Raw genomic sequence first — 16,078 nt, 5'->3', positions numbered from 1 at the left:
TCAGCGTCAGCTGAAAAAAAACCGGCCCGATGGGCCGGTTTTTTTATGCCTGCGGTTTGCGCGCATCGCGCACCGCATCGAAGGCCATTCGGCCCGGGCGCTGACGCGCGCCGCTTCTGCTCTCCCGCTCCGCCGCCTTGCGCTATCCCCCGCTCGCTCAGTCGAGCGCCAGCCAGTCGAAACCCGCGTCCTGCGTCGCCACGACCACCTCGTCGCCATCGGTGCCCAGCACGCCCGCAAACGCCTGGCGGGCCAGTTCGGGACGGTTGTTCTGCTGGCTCAGATGCGCGGCCACCAGATGCCGCAGCCGGCTACGTTCGAGCGAGGCGAGAATGCCGGCCGCCGCATCGTTGCTCAGATGGCCGTGACTGCCGCCGATCCGCGCCTTCAGCGACTGCGGATAGCGGCTTCCGGCGAGCATCGCCGTATCGTGGTTCGATTCGAGCACCAGCGCGTCGCAGCCGCTCAGCACGGTCGTGATGTGCGGCGTGGCCATCCCGACGTCGGTCAGCACGCCGAGCCGGCGGCTACCGTCCATAAAGACGAACTGGAGCGGCTCGCGCGCGTCGTGCGGCACAGTATAGGGGATCACGGCCAGATCGCGGATGGCGGCCGTCTCGTCGCCCCACAGCACGTGCAGATCGACATCGGCCTCGTCCGCGCCCACCGCGCGCGCCGTGCCCCAGCTCATGTAGAGCGGCAGCGAAGCGCGCCGCGCCAGCGTCAACGCGCTGCCGACGTGGTCGCTGTGCTCGTGGGTGATCAGAATCGCATCGAGATCGTCGACGCCGAGATTCAGGCGGCCGAGGCGGCGCTCGACCTCCTTCGCAGAAAAACCGCAGTCGAGCAGCACGCGCGTGGTCGTCGTGCCGCTCGCGACTTCGACGACCAGCGCGTTGCCTTCGCTGCCGCTACCAAGGCTCGCGAAGCGCACGCGCTTAGTTCAGTTGCGCGTGCAACAGCGAAATGATCCGCTGCGCGTCCGACGAATTGTCGATCTGGCCGTTCGCGTCGACCACCGCGACCTGCGTGCCGCCGTTGCCCTGCGCACGCACGTTGACCAGATATTCCTTGCCGGGCTTGGCTGCCGACGGGCCGCCGTAGAACAGCTTGCCGAACAGGCCGTCGCGCTTCAGCTCTTCCATCGTGTTCGCGTAACGAACCGTGTACAGGCCCTTCTCGCGGTCGCGGTTGTCGACGGCGAAGTTGGTCCGGTCGAGTGCCAGACCCACGCGCAGCCATGCGCGATCGAACGATTCGGCGAGTTGCAGCGTCGCGGCGCCGCCGCTCGTGTCGCGGACCTGAGCCGGCGCGGTGGCCGGATGCGCGTCGGCGAGCAGCTGCTTCGCCTGCGCGTCGGTGAGGCCGAACTTCTGCATCAGCTTCGACAGGAACACGGCCTCGAGCACCGGATTGCGCGGCCGCTCTTCCCAGCGCGACGACGTGCCGCCCTGCGGGCCGACCATCATTTCTTCCATCGCGCTGTGCGTGATCGAGATGTCGGTGTTGCCGTCCGGCGTGCGGTTCACGAGCGTGCGGAAGCGATCGCGCGTGCCCGACGAATATGCGAAGTCGATGACCTTGCCGATCGTGCGGCGGAACCAGTCGTCCGGGATGTTCGCGCGATTCTCTGCCCAGTCGGTGGCCATGATGCCCGTCGACGGCGCGTCGGTCTTCAGCGAGAAGCCGTTCTCCTGCCAGAACTCCTTCAGGATCGGCCACAGCTGCTCGGGCGTGCGGCCGTCGACGACAAGCCAGCGGCGATCGCCGTCGCGCTCGATGTGCATGCCGAGCGGGTCCTGCGCGCTCGGAACGCCGTCGGTCGCATTGCCGGCAGCCGTCTGCGCCCGCGGCGGCAGCGTGCCGAGGCCCGCATTGCTCGGCGGCGCGACGAACTGCTGCGTGGTCGGCACCGGCTTCAGGTCGCTCGGTACCGCGAGCGGCGGCGCCGAGCCCGTGTTCTTGTAGTTGACCCGGTCGGGAGCCAGATAATCGTTCAGCGTATCGCAGCCGGCGAGCGCACCCAGCGCCAGCGTCATCACCGAGACCTGGATGGCGCGTGAGGAAAAGGCGAAACGTTTCATGAAATCCTTCGTCTTGCTAGAACGCTCGTCAGGAGCGGCGCCGGACGGAGCCGGCCGGTGCGGGTTGATGAGGGGTCGAGCCGGCGGCCGCAGGACGCGGCCGCCCGCGCATCAGGCGAGGATGCCGGCCTCGACGAGGGCCGAACGCACGGCGTCGTGGCAGCGCTCGTCGAGCGGCGTGAGCGGCAGGCGGATGCCGCCCTGCATCTTGCCCATCGCCTGCAGCGCCCATTTCACCGGAATCGGGTTCGCTTCGATGAACAGGTTCTTGTGCAGCGACAGCAGCTTCATGTGCAGCGTGCGCGCCGTCGCCACGTCGCCGGCCAGCGCCGCGCGGCACAGGTCGCTCATCGCACGCGGCGCGACGTTCGCCGTCACCGAGATGTTGCCGTGGCCGCCGAGCAGCATCAGCGCGATCGCGGTCGGGTCGTCGCCGCTGTAGATCGCGAAATCCTTCGGCGCGGCCTTGATCAGGTGGGCGGCACGGTCGATGTTGCCCGTCGCTTCCTTGATGCCGATGATGCCGGGCACCTGCGCGAGGCGCAGCGTCGTGTCGTGCGCCATGTCCGCGACCGTGCGGCCCGGCACGTTGTACAGGATCACCGGCAGGTCGACCGCTTCGGCGATCGCCTTGAAGTGCCGGTACATCCCTTCCTGCGTCGGCTTGTTGTAGTACGGCACGACCTGCAGCGTCGCGTCGGCGCCGACCGCCTTCGCCTGCTTGGTCAGCTCGATCGCCTCCGCGGTCGAATTGCCGCCCGCGCCCGCGATGATCGGGATGCGTTTGGCCGCATGCTCGACCGCCGTGCGGATCATCAGCACGTGTTCTTCGACGTTGAGCGTTGCCGACTCGCCGCTCGTGCCGACCACGACCAGCGCATCGGTGCCTTCCTCGATGTGCCAGTCGATCAGTTTGCGGAACGCCGGCAGATCGAGACTGCCGTCTTCGAGCATCGGGGTGACGATCGCGGGGATGCTGCCGCGGATTTGAATGCCGTCTTGGGTGCCGTTAGCCATGAAACGCGATTGATTGATGTACCGGTAAACGTTGAGATTGTAGCGGATTAGCCGCGCAGTTCGTAACGTGGAATTCCCGCCCCTGCCGTCGCGGGTGCGCACTCGCGCACCGCGCAGATGCGCTGAACGAACGCGGCGCGCGGCCCGGCGACGAATCCGTCCTCGTACGCGACCACCCGCAGATGCCCGCGCACGACGTCCAGCAACTCGCCCGGCGCGAGCAGGAATGCCGGATTGGACGGCTTGCCGACCGTTTCGTTTCCTTGCGCGAAGGTTTCGTAGATCAGCACGCCGCCCGGCGCCACCGCATCGACCAGATGGGGCCAGAGCGGCCGATGCAGGTAATGGGTGACGACCACCGCGGCAAACGACGCGCCGGCCGGCAACGGCCACGGCGCGCCTTCGAGATCGGCTTCGCGCACGTCCACGCCGGGAATCGTGCGCAGCGCCGCGAGCGCGGCCGGATCGCGATCGAGCGCGACGACGGCGTGCCCGCGCGACGCGAACCAGCGCGCGTGGCGGCCGCCGCCCGCGGCGACGTCGAGCACCGCGCCGCCCGCCGGCGCCAGATGCGACCAGCGCGCGACCCAGCCTGACGGCTCGGTCGCGGCGACGTGGCAGCCGGCGGCCGCGATGATGGGTTCGCGCATGCGCTCGACTCAGGTGTACGACAGGCCCATTGCCTCGCGCACGTCGCGCATCGTCTCGACCGCGTGCTTGCGCGCCTTGTCGCAACCGTCCGCGACGATTGCGCGCAGCAGCGACGGATCGTCCATGTACTTCTGCGCACGCTCGAGCATCGGCTGCTGTTCGCGCAGGATGCCTTCGACGACCGGCTGCTTGCAGTCGAGACAGCCGATGCCGGCCGAACGGCAGCCGTTCTGCACCCACTCGTGCGTGGTGGCGTCGGTATAGACCTGATGCAGTTGCCACACCGGGCACTTGTCGGGATCGCCCGGATCGGTGCGGCGCACGCGCGCCGGATCGGTCGGCATCGTGCGGACCTTCTTGGTGATGGTCTCCGCATCCTCGCGCAGGCCGATCGTGTTGCCGTACGACTTCGACATCTTCTGGCCGTCGAGGCCAGGCATCCGCGATGCTTCGGTCAGCAGCGCCTGCGGCTCGACGAGAATGATCTTGCGCGCGCCTTCGAGATAGCCGAACAGCCGCTCGCGGTCGCTCATCGACAGGCTCTGCGATTCCTGCAACATCGCGCGCGCCTGCTCGAGCGCCTCGTCGTCGCCTTCCTGCTGGTATGCGTTGCGCAGCTCGTGATAGAGCTTCGCACGCTTGCCGCCCAGCTTCTTCGCCGCCTCGAGCGCCTTCTCCTCGAAGCCCGGCTCGCGGCCGTACAGGTAATTGAAGCGGCGTGCGATCTCGCGCGTCATCTCGACGTGCGGCACCTGGTCTTCGCCGACCGGCACCAGCGAGCCGCGATACAGCAGGATGTCGGCCGCCATCAGCACCGGGTAACCGAGGAAGCCGTAGGTCGACAGATCCTTGTCCTTCAGCTTCTCCATCTGCTCCTTGTAGGTCGGCACGCGTTCGAGCCAGCCGAGCGGCGTGCTCATGCCGAGCAGCAGCGCGAGCTCGGCATGCTCGGGGACCTTGCTCTGGATGAACAGCGTCGCCTGGGTCGGATCGATGCCGGACGCGAGCCAGTCGATCAGCACGTCCCACACGTTCTTCTCGATGACCTCGGGCGTTTCGTAGTGCGTCGTCAGCGCATGCCAGTCGACCACGCAGAAGAAGCACGGGTACTCGGACTGCAGCTTCACCCAGTTTTTCAGCACGCCGTGGTAGTGGCCGAGGTGCAGCGACCCGGTGGGTCGCATGCCGGAGAAAATACGATCTGGGAACATGGTTGTCGTTAGAAAAGCGAGGCGAAGGGGGACAGGATGGCGCTCAGCACGCCGGCTGCGGCATTCACGAGCGGACGCAGCCAGAAGTTCGTCAGCACGCCGGTCATGACCAGCAGCAGCACGATGATGAAACCGTACGGCTCGATGCGCGACAGCGCGATCGACTGCTTCGGCGGCAGCAGCGCCGCCAGGATGCGGCCGCCGTCGAGCGGCGGCAGCGGAAAGAGGTTCAGCACGCCGAGCACCAGGTTCGCGCTGACGCCCGCATAGGTCATCCGCGTGAAGAACGGCTCGTCGATGCCGGCGGCGGCCAGCACGACGGTCAGCATGCCCCACAGCAGCGCCTGCACGAAATTGCAGGCCGGCCCCGCGAGCGACACCCACAGGCTGCCCCAGCGCGGATTGCGCAGATTGCCGAACGATACCGGCACCGGCTTCGCATAGCCGAACAGGAACGCGCCGCCGGTCAGCACGTACATCGCGAGCGGGATCGCGATCGTGCCGAGCGGATCGATGTGCCGCATCGGATTGAACGACACGCGCCCCATCACGTACGCGGTGTTGTCGCCGAGCAGCCGCGCGGCATAGCCGTGCGCGGCCTCGTGCAGCGTGATCGCGAAGATCACGGGCAGCGCGTAGACGGCGATGGTCTGTATCAGGGAAGCATCCATATCGCGTTATTGTAACAAGCGCGCTCGCGCAAAAATGAATGGCACTTACGCGGCCGACAACCCGAACGGTTCGAGCGCGCCGCGCCCGGCGCGCACGAGCTGCGGCGCGTCGTCCGTCAGGTCGATCACGGTCGACGGTTCGCGCGGGCACGCGCCGCCGTCGATCACCAGATCGACCTGCTTCTCGAGCCGCGCGCGGATGTCCTCCGGATCGTTGAGCGGCTCGTCGTCGGGCGGCAGGATCAGCGTCGTGCCGAGCAGCGGCTGGCCGAGCGATTCGAGCAGCGCGAGCGTGATCGCGTGATCCGGCACGCGCAGCCCGATCGTCTTGCGCGACGGGTGCGACAGCCGGCGCGGCACCTCCTTCGTCGCCTGCAGGATGAACACGTAAGGGCCCGGCGTCACCGACTTGATCAGCCGGTACTGGCGGTTGTCGACCATCGCGAAATTGGCCAGCTCCGACAGGTCGCGCACGAGCAGCGACAGATGCTGCTTCTCGTCGAGGCCGCGAATCCGGCGCACGCGCTCGACCGCGTCCTTGTCGTCGAGGTGGCACGCGAGCGCGTAGCTCGAATCGGTCGGCATCGCGATCACGCCGCCCTTGCTGACGATGTCGGCGGCCTGCTTGACGAGGCGCGGCTGCGGATTATCGGGATGAATCCTGAAGAACTGGGACATGGAGGCACGTAAAGAGGAAGGAGTCGGAGCGCGCCCGGGCGGCCGCGCGAACGGCGCGCGGCGCGCGGCCGCGCCGCGTCAGAGCCAGCGCTCCCAGACCGGTTTCAGGTCGGACGGCAACGGCGGCAGGCTGCCGAGCTCGACGCGACCTTCGCCCGGTGCGTGGAAATCCGACCCGCTCGACGCCTCGAAGCCGAAGCGGCGCGCGACGTCCGCGTATTCGCGATATTGATCGGGCGTGTGGCTGCCCGTAATGACTTCGATCGCGCGGCCGCCGAGATCGATGAATTCCGCGAAGAAGGCGTCGAACTCGACCGGCGTGTAGCGGTAGCGCCCCGGATGCGCGATCACGGCCTCGCCGCCGGCCGCGCGAATCCACGCGACCGCGTCGGACAGCGTGGCCCAGCGATGCGCGACGAAGCCCGGCTTGCCGTCGCCGAGCAGGCGGTCGAACACGTCCGTCAGCGATTCGGCGTGGCCGTTCTCGACCAGGAAGCGCGCGAAATGGGTGCGCGAGATCAGATCGGGGTTCGATACGTACTTCAGCGCGCCTTCGTAGGCGCCCGGGATGCCGAGCGTCTCGAGCTGCGCGCCGATCGCCCGCGCGCGCGCCGCGCGGCCGTGGCGGGTTTGATAGAGGCCGTCGATGAGCGCCTGGTTCGACGGATCGATGTTCAGCCCGACGATGTGCACCGTGCGCGACGCCCACGTGACCGAAATCTCGACGCCGCTCAGGTAACGCATGCCCAGCGCTTCCGCTTCGCAACGCGCCGCCGCCTGACCGCCGAGCTCGTCGTGGTCGGTCAGCGCCCACAGGGTCACGCCGCCCGCATGGGCGCGGCGCGCGACGTCGGCAGGCGACAGCAACCCGTCGGAAACATTCGAATGGCAGTGGAGATCAGCGTTCATTGTCGGTATGGCAGGTGAAGCTTCATTCTACTGCAATGCGGCAATTGCGCTGGCCGCCTGCCCTGCCGCCGACGCCGCCGGCTCACGCGCAGAACGCCTCGATCAGCGCCGCGATCTGCGCCGGCTGGTCGTGATGGACCATGTGGCCGGCATCTTCCACGAGCTTCTCGCGCCAGTCGGCGAACGCGGCGAAGCGCGCCTTGAACTCCGGCAGCGGAATGTCGCCGGCGAGATACGCGAGCGTCGGCGAATTGACGGCCTCGACGTGCAGCACCTTCGCGCGCACCTGCTTCCAGATCGCCATTACCTCGTCGAGCCGGTACAGCTGCGGGCCGACCATCTTGTGGGCGGGATCGGCCAGCAGGTGGTACTGGCCATCGTCGCCGCGCTTCGACCAGTGCGCGGCAAGAAACGCGGCGCGACGCGGATCGAGGCGCGGATTCGTCTTGATCAGCCGGGCCGCCACGTCGTCGAGCGACGCGTAAGGACGCAGGACCGGCGGCTCGCGCAGCTCGTCGAGCCAGTTGCGCAGGCGGCGCGGCGCCTGTTCGGCGCGCGCCGGCGCGAGCCCGAAGCCTTCGAGGTCGACCACGCGCCGGACGCGCTCGGGCCGCACGCCCGCATACATGCAGACGACGTTCGCGCCCATGCTGTGCCCGACCAGATTCACTTCGCCGGTCGGCGCGTAGTGATCGACGAGCGCATCGAGGTCGCCCAGGTAGTCGTGGTACCAGTAATGGCCACCGCCCTGCCGTGCGACCGGCCAGTCGGACAGGCCGAAGCCGCGCGCATCGGGCGCGATCACCTGCCAGTCGCCCGCCAGCGCCTCGACGACGAACTGGAACGACGCCGCGACGTCCATCCAGCCGTGCAGCATGAACAGCGTCGGCGCATCGGGCCGGCCCCAGCGCCGCACATGCAGCTTGACGCCGCGCACCGTGATGAAATCGGAAACAGAACTCGACATACCCATTGCAACCGCCAAAAAAGAATGATCGTTCGATTATAGCGAGGGCGCCAATTTTCCGGCGTGCCGCTGTCCGGGGCGCCGTCGAGGCGGCGCTCTAGCGGTGCGGCCGCATGGGCTGAGAGGCGCGCCCGGCGCATCGACCGCGCCGGGCACCGCCGCGCGGGACGGAACGCGCCGCGTGTCGTGACGACGCGTGCTGGCCTCAAGGACATCACGGCGATTTTTCGTAGCGTTCGCAGCACGCATCGACCGCGCGGCCCGGCTAACCCGCTGCGCTGCCGCTTGCCGCGTCGTGTGCGGCCAGTTCGTCGAGTTCCGCCTGCTCGAAGCCCGCCGTGCGGCGCGCCTCGAAATTGAACGGGCCGCGCAGCCGCGGCGCGTGGTACTGCACGGCGAGTTCGCGGTACGCGCTGACCGGATCGCGGCCGGCTTCGTCGCACAGGTGCCGAAACCAGCGATTGCCGATCGCGACGTGACCGATTTCGTCGCGCAGGATCACGTCGAGGATCGCGGCGGACGCATCGTCGCCTGCCTGCACGAGCCGCGCGCGGATCGGCGGCGACGCGTCGAGCCCGCGCGCCTCGAGCGTGCGCGGCACCAGCGCCATCCGCGCGAGCACGTCGTCGCGGGTCCGCTCGCACATTTCCCACAGGCCGTTGTGTGCAGGAAAATCGCCGTATGCGTGACCGAACTCGGCGAGCCGCCCGCACAGCAGCGTGAAATGATGGGCCTCTTCCGCGGCGACCTTCAGCCAGTCCGCGTAGAACGCCTGCGGCATCGCGGCGAAGCGCCATACGGCGTCGAGCGCGAGGTTGATCGCATTGAACTCGATGTGGGCGAGCGCGTGCAGCAGCACCGCGCGCCCCGCCGGCGAACGCATGCTGCGCCGCTCGAGCTGACGCGGCTCGACCAGCGGCGGGCGCGCCGGCCGGCCCGGCAGCCCGGCCGGTTCGTCGAAGCGGAGCGCCGGCGCGATCGCGGCCAGGCCGGCAAGCCAGGCCCGCTGCAGCTCGCCGACTTGCGCGGCTTTCGCGACCGGCTCGCATACGCGCAGCGCGTCGAGCGCGGCGCGGCGCACGCAGACCGGCGCCGTGGCGGATTGGGAAGACTCGATGCTCATCGAACGGGGAGCGTCCGTGCACGGCGCGAGAGCGCCGGCACGCGACGGTTTACAATAGAGGTTTGTGCCGCGCCGCATCCATCGCGTCGCGCCCGGCACGCCAGACGCGTCATTCTACCGGCGCCCATCATCGAAGAGACCAGGAGACTCCGTGACGATCTACAAACTGGGCGATACGGCCCCGACGATCCACGAAAGCGTGTTCGTCGCCGATACGGCGGCCATCATCGGCAAGGTCGTGCTCGAGCAGAACGCGAGCGTGTGGTTCGGCGCGACGATTCGCGGCGACAACGAGACGATCACCGTCGGCGCCGGCAGCAATGTCCAGGAAGGTGCGGTCCTGCATACGGACCCCGGTTTTCCGCTGACGATCGCCGAGAACGTGACGATCGGACATCAGGCGATGCTGCACGGCTGCACGGTCGGCGAAGGTTCGCTGATCGGGATTCAGGCGGTGGTCTTGAATGGCGCGGTGATCGGCCGCAACTGTCTGGTCGGTGCCGGCGCGGTCGTGACGGAAGGCAAGACGTTCCCGGACAACTCGCTGATTCTCGGCGCGCCGGCGAAAGTCGTACGCGAGCTGTCGGCAGACGACATCGCGCGGTTGCGCGCCAATGCGAAGACGTACGTCGAGCGCCGTGCGCATTTCAAGGAGCAACTCGTGCGGATCGGATGATCCGCGCGGATTTCAAGGAACCAGAGTGAGCGACCAGTTACAGAAATTCATGTTCAATTCGGCACCCGTGCGCGGCGAGATCGTGTCGCTGCGCAACACCTGGCAGGAGGTGCTGACCCGCCGTGACTACCCCGCCCCGGTGCGCACGGTGCTCGGCGAGATGATGGCCGCGTGTGCGCTGCTGTCCGCGAACCTGAAATTTCACGGCACCCTGATCATGCAGATCTTCGGCGACGGGCCGGTCCAGATGCTGGTCGTCCAGTGCAGTTCGGACCTGTCGATGCGCGCCACGGCCAAGTTCGCCGGCGAAGCCAGTACGATCGGCGACGACCTGGCGTTCGCATCGCTCGTCAACGCGAGCGGCCATGGCCGTTGCGTGATCACGCTCGACCCGGCCGACAAGCTGCCGGGCCAGCAGCCGTACCAGGGCATCGTGCCGCTGAACGGCGTCGACGGCCCGCTCGAATCGGTGTCGCAGGTGCTCGAGCACTACATGCACCATTCGGAGCAGCTCGACACGCGCCTGTGGCTCGCGGCCGATCGCGACCGCGCGGTCGGCATGCTGCTGCAGAAGCTGCCGGGCGACGGCGGCATCGTGCCGCGCAATGCCGAGACCGACGCCGACACGTGGGAGCGCGTCTGTACGCTCGGCGGCACGATGTCGGCGAAGGAGCTGCTCGAAGTCGAGCCGGAGGTCGTGTTCCGGCGCCTCTTCTGGCAGGAGAACGTGCAGCACTTCGAGCCGGCCGGCACGCGCTTCCAGTGCACGTGTTCGCGCGAAAAGGTCGGTGCGATGCTGCGCATGCTGGGCCGCGACGAAGTCGACAGCGTGATCGTCGAGCGCGGCCACGTCGAAATCCACTGCGAGTTCTGCAACCAGCGCTACGAATTCGATCCGGTCGACGTCGCGCAGCTGTTCGCCGCGCCGGAACTCGGGACGGGCATCACGCCCGCGACCGAACAGCGCCACTGAGCCTGCAGCCTCGCGTCCCGACTCGCGAGTGCGACGTCGGCGCGGGCGCATAATGGAGGCACTCGCAACACAGGGCCGGCGCCGACGCATCACCGGCCCGGCCTCAGTCACAAGCCGCTTGCCGCGGGCCTTGCCCGCGTCCGGCGCGCCGCTGGAGAAACCCATGCATCAAACCTTCCGCACGCTCCTTCTGACCGGCATCGCCGCCGGCACCCTGGCACTCGCCGGCTGCGCGGTGCAGCCGCCTACGTCGACGATCCTGAGCCGTCTGCCCGAACCGGGCGCAGCCGGCGGCCAGCCGCCGACCTTGTCGAGCGCCGAGCGCAAGCGCTACGACGAGATCGATCGGCAGGCGATGCGCGAACAGCACGAAGCGATGGCGGCCGAAGCCGCGGCGCGTGCGTGGGCGAATTACACGCCGCCGCCGGTGAACTTCTACGGCGGCTATTCGAGCGGCGGCTGGGGAAACCGGTGGGGCACCGGCGTGACCTACGGCTATCCGGGCTGGTGGTGGTGACACCCGAGCGCGGCGGCGGCTTCGATTGAAAACCGTCGGGAAATAAAAAAGCGCGGTATTTCCCGCGCTTTTTCAATGATTCGGCTGCCCGCAGCGCTCAGTGATGAGCGCCCTTCTTCTCGCCACCGTGATGTCGTGACGGCCGCGCGATCGACTGCGGATTCGGTACGACGCGCACCGGCGCCGAGGACACCGCGCCGCGCGTCGACGTGCTCGACGGCGTGTTGTTGAGCGGCAAGGCCGGCGCGTTCGGCGACACGAACTGCACGAACACCTCGCCGTCCTTCACCATCCCCATCTCGTAGCGCGCACGCTCCTCGATGGCCGCGGTGCCGCTCTGCAGATCCTGCACCTCACCGGCGATCCGCTCGTTGCGCAGCTTCTCGTCCGCGTTCTTCTGCAGCTGGTCGCCGAGCTGCTGGCGCAGTTCGTGCACCCGCAGCCAGCCGCCGTGTCCCCACCATAGGGGGTACTGAATGAGCGCCAGCAAGGCAATCAGGACGACAGTGACAAGCCGCATGTAAGAGACGCAGATATAAGAAGCGCCGCTCAGCGCATGTGCACAGAGCGGCGTCGAGATGACGAACCCGATAGTAGCGCGTTAGCGCAGGTTATAGAAAGCCGATTTGCCCGGGTAGCTGGCGATGTCGCCGAGGTCTTCCTCGATACGCAGCAGCTGGTTGTACTTCGAGATGCGATCGCTGCGCGACAGCGAACCCGTCTTGATCTGACCGGCGTTCAGGCCGACCGCGATGTCCGCGATCGTCGAGTCTTCCGTTTCGCCCGAGCGGTGCGAAATCACGGCCGTATAGCCCGCGCGCTTCGCCATTTCGATCGCCGCGAACGTTTCGGTCAGCGTACCGATCTGGTTGATCTTGATGAGGATCGAGTTCGCGATGCCCTTCTCGATGCCTTCCTTCAGGATGCGCGTGTTCGTGACGAACAGGTCGTCGCCGACCAGCTGGACCTTCTTGCCGAGGCGCTCGGTCAGCAGCTTCCAGCCGTCCCAGTCGCCTTCGTGCATGCCGTCCTCGATCGACACGATCGGGAACTTGTCGGCCAGCGTCGCGAGGTAGTCGGTGAATTCGGCCGACGACAGTTGCAGGCCTTCGCCCGCGAGCTGGTACTTGCCGTCGTGGTAGAACTCCGATGCCGCGCAGTCGAGCGCGAGCAGCACGTCTTCGCCCGCACGGTAGCCGGCCTTTTCGATCGCCTGCAGGATCGTCGACAGGCACTCGTCGTTGCTGCCGAAGTTCGGCGCGAAGCCGCCTTCGTCGCCGACTGCCGTGCTCATGCCGCGGTCGCTCAGGATCTTCTTCAGCGCGTGGAACACTTCCGCGCCGCAACGCAGCGCTTCGCGGAACGTCGGCTGGCTGACCGGCACGATCATGAATTCCTGGATGTCCAGGCTGTTGTTCGCGTGCGCGCCGCCGTTCACGATGTTCATCATCGGCACCGGCAGCTGCATCGCGCCCGAGCCGCCGAAGTAGCGGTACAGCGGCAGGCCGGCTTCTTCGGCCGCTGCCTTCGCGACGGCCATCGACACGGCCAGCATCGCGTTCGCGCCGAGGCGCGACTTGTTGTCGGTGCCGTCCAGCTCGAGCAGCGTCTTGTCGAGGAACGCCTGTTCCGACGCGTCGAGGCCCATGATGGCTTCGGAGATTTCGGTGTTGATGTGCTCGACTGCCTTCAGCACGCCCTTGCCGTTGTAGCGGCCGGCTTCGCCGTCACGCAGTTCGATCGCTTCGCGCGAGCCGGTGGACGCGCCCGACGGCACCGCCGCGCGGCCCATCGTGCCCGATTCGAGCAGCACGTCGCATTCGACGGTGGGGTTGCCGCGCGAATCCAGAATCTCGCGGCCGATGATATCTACGATTGCACTCATGGGTTTCCTCTGAGAATGACGATGGATTCTTCAAGCTGCGACGGCACGCGTGCCGAACCTGCTGTCGCTACAGACGCGCGAAGCCGCCGCAAGGTTCATTCGGTCTTAGTTGAAATCGTTTTCCAGCAGCGGATTGCGCTTCACCGCCTGGTCGAGCGTGACGAGCGTCTCGAGCAGCGCGCCCATCCGGTGCAGCGGCACCGCGTTCGGGCCGTCGGACTTCGCTTCGGCCGGATTCGGATGCGTTTCCATGAACAGGCCGGCGACACCCGTCGCGACCGCGGCGCGCGCGAGCACCGGCACGAATTCGCGCTGACCGCCCGAGCTCGTGCCCTGCCCGCCCGGCAGCTGCACCGAGTGCGTCGCGTCGAACACGACCGGCGCATTCGTTTCGCGCATGATCGCGAGCGAGCGCATGTCGGACACGAGGTTGTTGTAGCCGAACGAGACGCCGCGCTCGCACGCCATGAAGCGGTCTTCCGACAGACCGGCTTCGCGTGCGGCGTCGCGCGCCTTGTCGATCACGTTCTTCATGTCGTGCGGCGCGAGGAACTGGCCTTTCTTGATGTTGACCGGCTTGCCCGAGCGCGCGCACGCGTGGATGAAGTCGGTCTGGCGGCACAGGAACGCGGGCGTCTGCAGCACGTCGACGACCGACGCGACCTGCTCGATCTCGTCGATCGAATGCACGTCGGTCAGCACCGGCAGGCCGAGCTGGCGCTTCACCTCGCCGAGGATGCGCAGCCCCTCGTCCATTCCGAGGCCGCGAAACGACTTGCCCGAGCTGCGGTTCGCCTTGTCGTAGGACGACTTGTAGATGAACGGAACGTTCAGCTTCGCGCAGATTTCCTTCAGGCGGCCCGCGGTGTCGATCGTCATCTGCTCCGATTCGACGACGCAGGTACCCGCGATCAGGAAGAAGGGCTGGTCGAGGCCGACCTCGAAATCGCACAGCTTCATGCTTCTGCTCCGCGCGCTTGCTTGTTGGCGAGCGCCGCTTCGACGAACGACTTGAACAGCGGATGACCGTCACGCGGCGTCGACGTGAATTCCGGGTGGAACTGGACGCCGACGAACCACGGGTGCATCGAACGCGGCAGTTCCATCATCTCCGGCAGATCCTCGCTCGGGGTACGGGCGCTGATGATAAGGCCGCCGGCTTCGAGCTGGGGCACGAAGCGGTTATTGACTTCATAACGGTGGCGATGGCGCTCGTTCACGTCCTTGCCGTAGATCTCTTCGGCCATCGTGCCGGGCTTGATCGGGCAGCGTTGCGAGCCGAGCCGCATCGTGCCGCCGAGATCGGACGACTCGGTGCGCGTCTCGACCTTGCCTTCGCGGTCGTACCACTCGGTGATCAGCGCGACCACGCGTTCCGGCGTGTCCGGATCGAACTCCGTGCTGTTCGCCTGTTTCAGGCCGACGACGTCGCGTGCGAACTCGATCACCGCGAGCTGCATGCCGAGGCAGATGCCGAGATACGGCACTTTCGCCTCGCGCGCATAGCGGATCGCCGCGATCTTGCCTTCCGTGCCGCGACGGCCGAAGCCGCCCGGCACCAGCACGGCGTCGAGATGCTTCAGGCTGTCGACACCGTTCGACTCGATCTCTTCGGAGTCGATGTACTCGATGTTGACCTTCGTCGACGTGTGCAGCGACGCGTGGCGCAGCGCCTCGATCAGCGACTTGTACGACTCCGTCAGATCGACGTACTTGCCGACCATGCCGATCGTCACTTCGTGCTTCGGGTGCTCGAGCTTCTCGACGAGCTCCGACCACATGCTGAGGTCGGCTTCCTTCGGCGACAGCTTCAGTTCGTCGCAGATGATCCGGTCGAGGCCCTGGTCGTGCAGCATCTGCGGAATCTTGTAGATGCTGTCGGCATCCCACACCGAAATCACCGCGTCTTCCGGCACGTTCGAGAACATCGAGATCTTCTTCGACTCGTCGTCGGGAATACGGCGGTCCGCACGGCACAGCAGCACGTGCGGCAGGATGCCGATCTCGCGCAGCTTCTGCACGCTGTGCTGGGTCGGCTTCGTCTTCAGCTCGCCGGCCGTCGCGACGTACGGCACGAGCGTCAGGTGCACGAAACATGCGCTGTTGCGGCCGAGGCGCAGGCTCATCTGGCGCGCGGCCTCGAGGAACGGCAGCGATTCGATGTCGCCGACCGTGCCGCCGATCTCGACGATCGCGACGTCCGGCTCGCCGCAGGTGGCCGATGCCGCGCCGCGCTCGATGAATGCCTGGATTTCGTTCGTGATGTGCGGGATCACCTGCACGGTCTTGCCGAGATAATCGCCACGGCGCTCCTTGCGGATCACCGATTCGTAGATCTGGCCCGTCGTGAAGTTGTTGGCCTTGCGCATCTTCGTGCTGATGAAGCGCTCATAGTGGCCGAGGTCGAGGTCCGTCTCCGCACCGTCTTCCGTCACGAACACTTCGCCGTGCTGAAACGGGCTCATCGTGCCGGGGTCGACGTTGATGTAGGGATCGAGTTTGAGGAGGGTGACTTTCAGACCGCGCGATTCGAGGATCGCGGCGAGGGAGGCGGCGGCAATACCCTTGCCGAGGGAAGAAACTACGCCGCCGGTGACGAAAACATATTTGGTCATCGCTGAATGCTCGCGGGAAAAACGGATTATACCGTAAAGCCCGCCCTTCTCTCAGCAATTGACGTGATGATCGCGCCCTTTCGCGCAGTGCCGCGCCAGCC

At 67.0% G+C, this 16,078-nt stretch carries 17 protein-coding genes; 3 read left to right on the top strand and 14 right to left on the bottom strand.

The features are described from left to right. Window positions 1-157: 157 nt before the first annotated feature. The 10 genes from EX20_RS00220 to EX20_RS00175 form a co-directional block, all read right to left on the bottom strand. The gene (locus EX20_RS00220; protein ID WP_011885382.1) at window positions 158-934 is read right to left on the bottom strand and encodes an MBL fold metallo-hydrolase; all 777 of its coding nucleotides are present in this window, start codon (window positions 932-934) and stop codon (window positions 158-160) included. Window positions 935-938: 4 nt separating this feature from the next. Beyond that, a complete protein-coding gene (bamC, locus tag EX20_RS00215) occupies window positions 939-2,084 on the bottom strand; it encodes an outer membrane protein assembly factor BamC (RefSeq protein ID WP_011885383.1) in 1,146 nt (381 codons plus the stop codon). A gap of 111 nt (window positions 2,085-2,195) precedes the next feature. Continuing rightward, window positions 2,196-3,101 (bottom strand): 4-hydroxy-tetrahydrodipicolinate synthase, encoded by a 906-nt coding sequence (dapA, locus tag EX20_RS00210; RefSeq protein ID WP_011885384.1) that lies wholly within the window; start codon window positions 3,099-3,101, stop codon window positions 2,196-2,198. Window positions 3,102-3,148: 47 nt separating this feature from the next. After that, window positions 3,149-3,751, bottom strand: coding sequence for a class I SAM-dependent methyltransferase (locus EX20_RS00205; protein ID WP_034192436.1), 603 nt, complete (start codon window positions 3,749-3,751; stop codon window positions 3,149-3,151). 9 nt (window positions 3,752-3,760) lie between these two features. Continuing rightward, window positions 3,761-4,963 carry a tryptophan--tRNA ligase gene (locus EX20_RS00200; protein ID WP_011885386.1) on the bottom strand — a complete coding sequence of 401 codons (1,203 nt, stop codon included), beginning with the start codon at window positions 4,961-4,963 and terminating at the stop codon, window positions 3,761-3,763. An 8-nt stretch (window positions 4,964-4,971) separates the two neighbouring features. Next, window positions 4,972-5,634 carry a site-2 protease family protein gene (locus EX20_RS00195; protein WP_011885387.1) on the bottom strand — a complete coding sequence of 221 codons (663 nt, stop codon included), beginning with the start codon at window positions 5,632-5,634 and terminating at the stop codon, window positions 4,972-4,974. A gap of 45 nt (window positions 5,635-5,679) precedes the next feature. Further along, the gene (locus tag EX20_RS00190; RefSeq protein ID WP_034192435.1) at window positions 5,680-6,312 is read right to left on the bottom strand and encodes an L-threonylcarbamoyladenylate synthase; all 633 of its coding nucleotides are present in this window, start codon (window positions 6,310-6,312) and stop codon (window positions 5,680-5,682) included. Between the two features lie 78 nt (window positions 6,313-6,390). Further along, the gene (locus tag EX20_RS00185) at window positions 6,391-7,221 is read right to left on the bottom strand and encodes a 3',5'-nucleoside bisphosphate phosphatase (protein ID WP_034192434.1); all 831 of its coding nucleotides are present in this window, start codon (window positions 7,219-7,221) and stop codon (window positions 6,391-6,393) included. An 82-nt stretch (window positions 7,222-7,303) separates the two neighbouring features. Further along, entirely contained in the window at window positions 7,304-8,194 is an 891-nt protein-coding gene (locus EX20_RS00180) for an alpha/beta fold hydrolase (protein WP_011885390.1), read from the bottom strand. 259 nt (window positions 8,195-8,453) lie between these two features. Next, complete coding sequence (locus EX20_RS00175) at window positions 8,454-9,311, bottom strand: ferritin-like domain-containing protein (protein ID WP_034192433.1); 858 nt, start codon at window positions 9,309-9,311, stop codon at window positions 8,454-8,456. A 151-nt stretch (window positions 9,312-9,462) separates the two neighbouring features. Between EX20_RS00175 and EX20_RS00170 the strand changes: the two genes are divergently transcribed. From EX20_RS00170 to EX20_RS00160, 3 genes are all read left to right on the top strand, one after another. Beyond that, complete coding sequence (locus EX20_RS00170; protein ID WP_011885392.1) at window positions 9,463-9,987, top strand: gamma carbonic anhydrase family protein; 525 nt, start codon at window positions 9,463-9,465, stop codon at window positions 9,985-9,987. A gap of 25 nt (window positions 9,988-10,012) precedes the next feature. Next, window positions 10,013-10,960, top strand: coding sequence for an Hsp33 family molecular chaperone HslO (gene hslO / locus EX20_RS00165; protein ID WP_014723272.1), 948 nt, complete (start codon window positions 10,013-10,015; stop codon window positions 10,958-10,960). A gap of 163 nt (window positions 10,961-11,123) precedes the next feature. Further along, window positions 11,124-11,477, top strand: coding sequence for a hypothetical protein (locus EX20_RS00160; RefSeq protein WP_034192432.1), 354 nt, complete (start codon window positions 11,124-11,126; stop codon window positions 11,475-11,477). A 97-nt stretch (window positions 11,478-11,574) separates the two neighbouring features. On the opposite strand, the gene ftsB is transcribed toward EX20_RS00160, so the two are convergent. The 4 genes from ftsB to EX20_RS00140 form a co-directional block, all read right to left on the bottom strand. Further along, entirely contained in the window at window positions 11,575-11,997 is a 423-nt protein-coding gene (gene ftsB / locus EX20_RS00155; protein WP_011885395.1) for a cell division protein FtsB, read from the bottom strand. An 81-nt stretch (window positions 11,998-12,078) separates the two neighbouring features. After that, window positions 12,079-13,362 (bottom strand): phosphopyruvate hydratase, encoded by a 1,284-nt coding sequence (eno, locus tag EX20_RS00150; protein ID WP_011885396.1) that lies wholly within the window; start codon window positions 13,360-13,362, stop codon window positions 12,079-12,081. A gap of 105 nt (window positions 13,363-13,467) precedes the next feature. After that, a complete protein-coding gene (kdsA, locus tag EX20_RS00145) occupies window positions 13,468-14,322 on the bottom strand; it encodes a 3-deoxy-8-phosphooctulonate synthase (RefSeq protein ID WP_011885397.1) in 855 nt (284 codons plus the stop codon). Next, on the bottom strand, window positions 14,319-15,977 hold the full coding sequence (locus tag EX20_RS00140) for a CTP synthase (protein ID WP_011885398.1): 1,659 nt from the start codon (window positions 15,975-15,977) through the stop codon (window positions 14,319-14,321). The genes kdsA and EX20_RS00140 overlap by 4 nt, the downstream gene beginning before the upstream one ends. Window positions 15,978-16,078: the final 101 nt, after the last annotated feature.

Origin of the sequence: Burkholderia sp. WP42 (assembly GCF_000745665.1) — a bacterium.
GTDB classification, from domain to species: Bacteria; Pseudomonadota; Gammaproteobacteria; order Burkholderiales; family Burkholderiaceae; genus Burkholderia; species Burkholderia vietnamiensis.
This window is presented reverse-complemented; position numbering and strand designations above follow the sequence as displayed.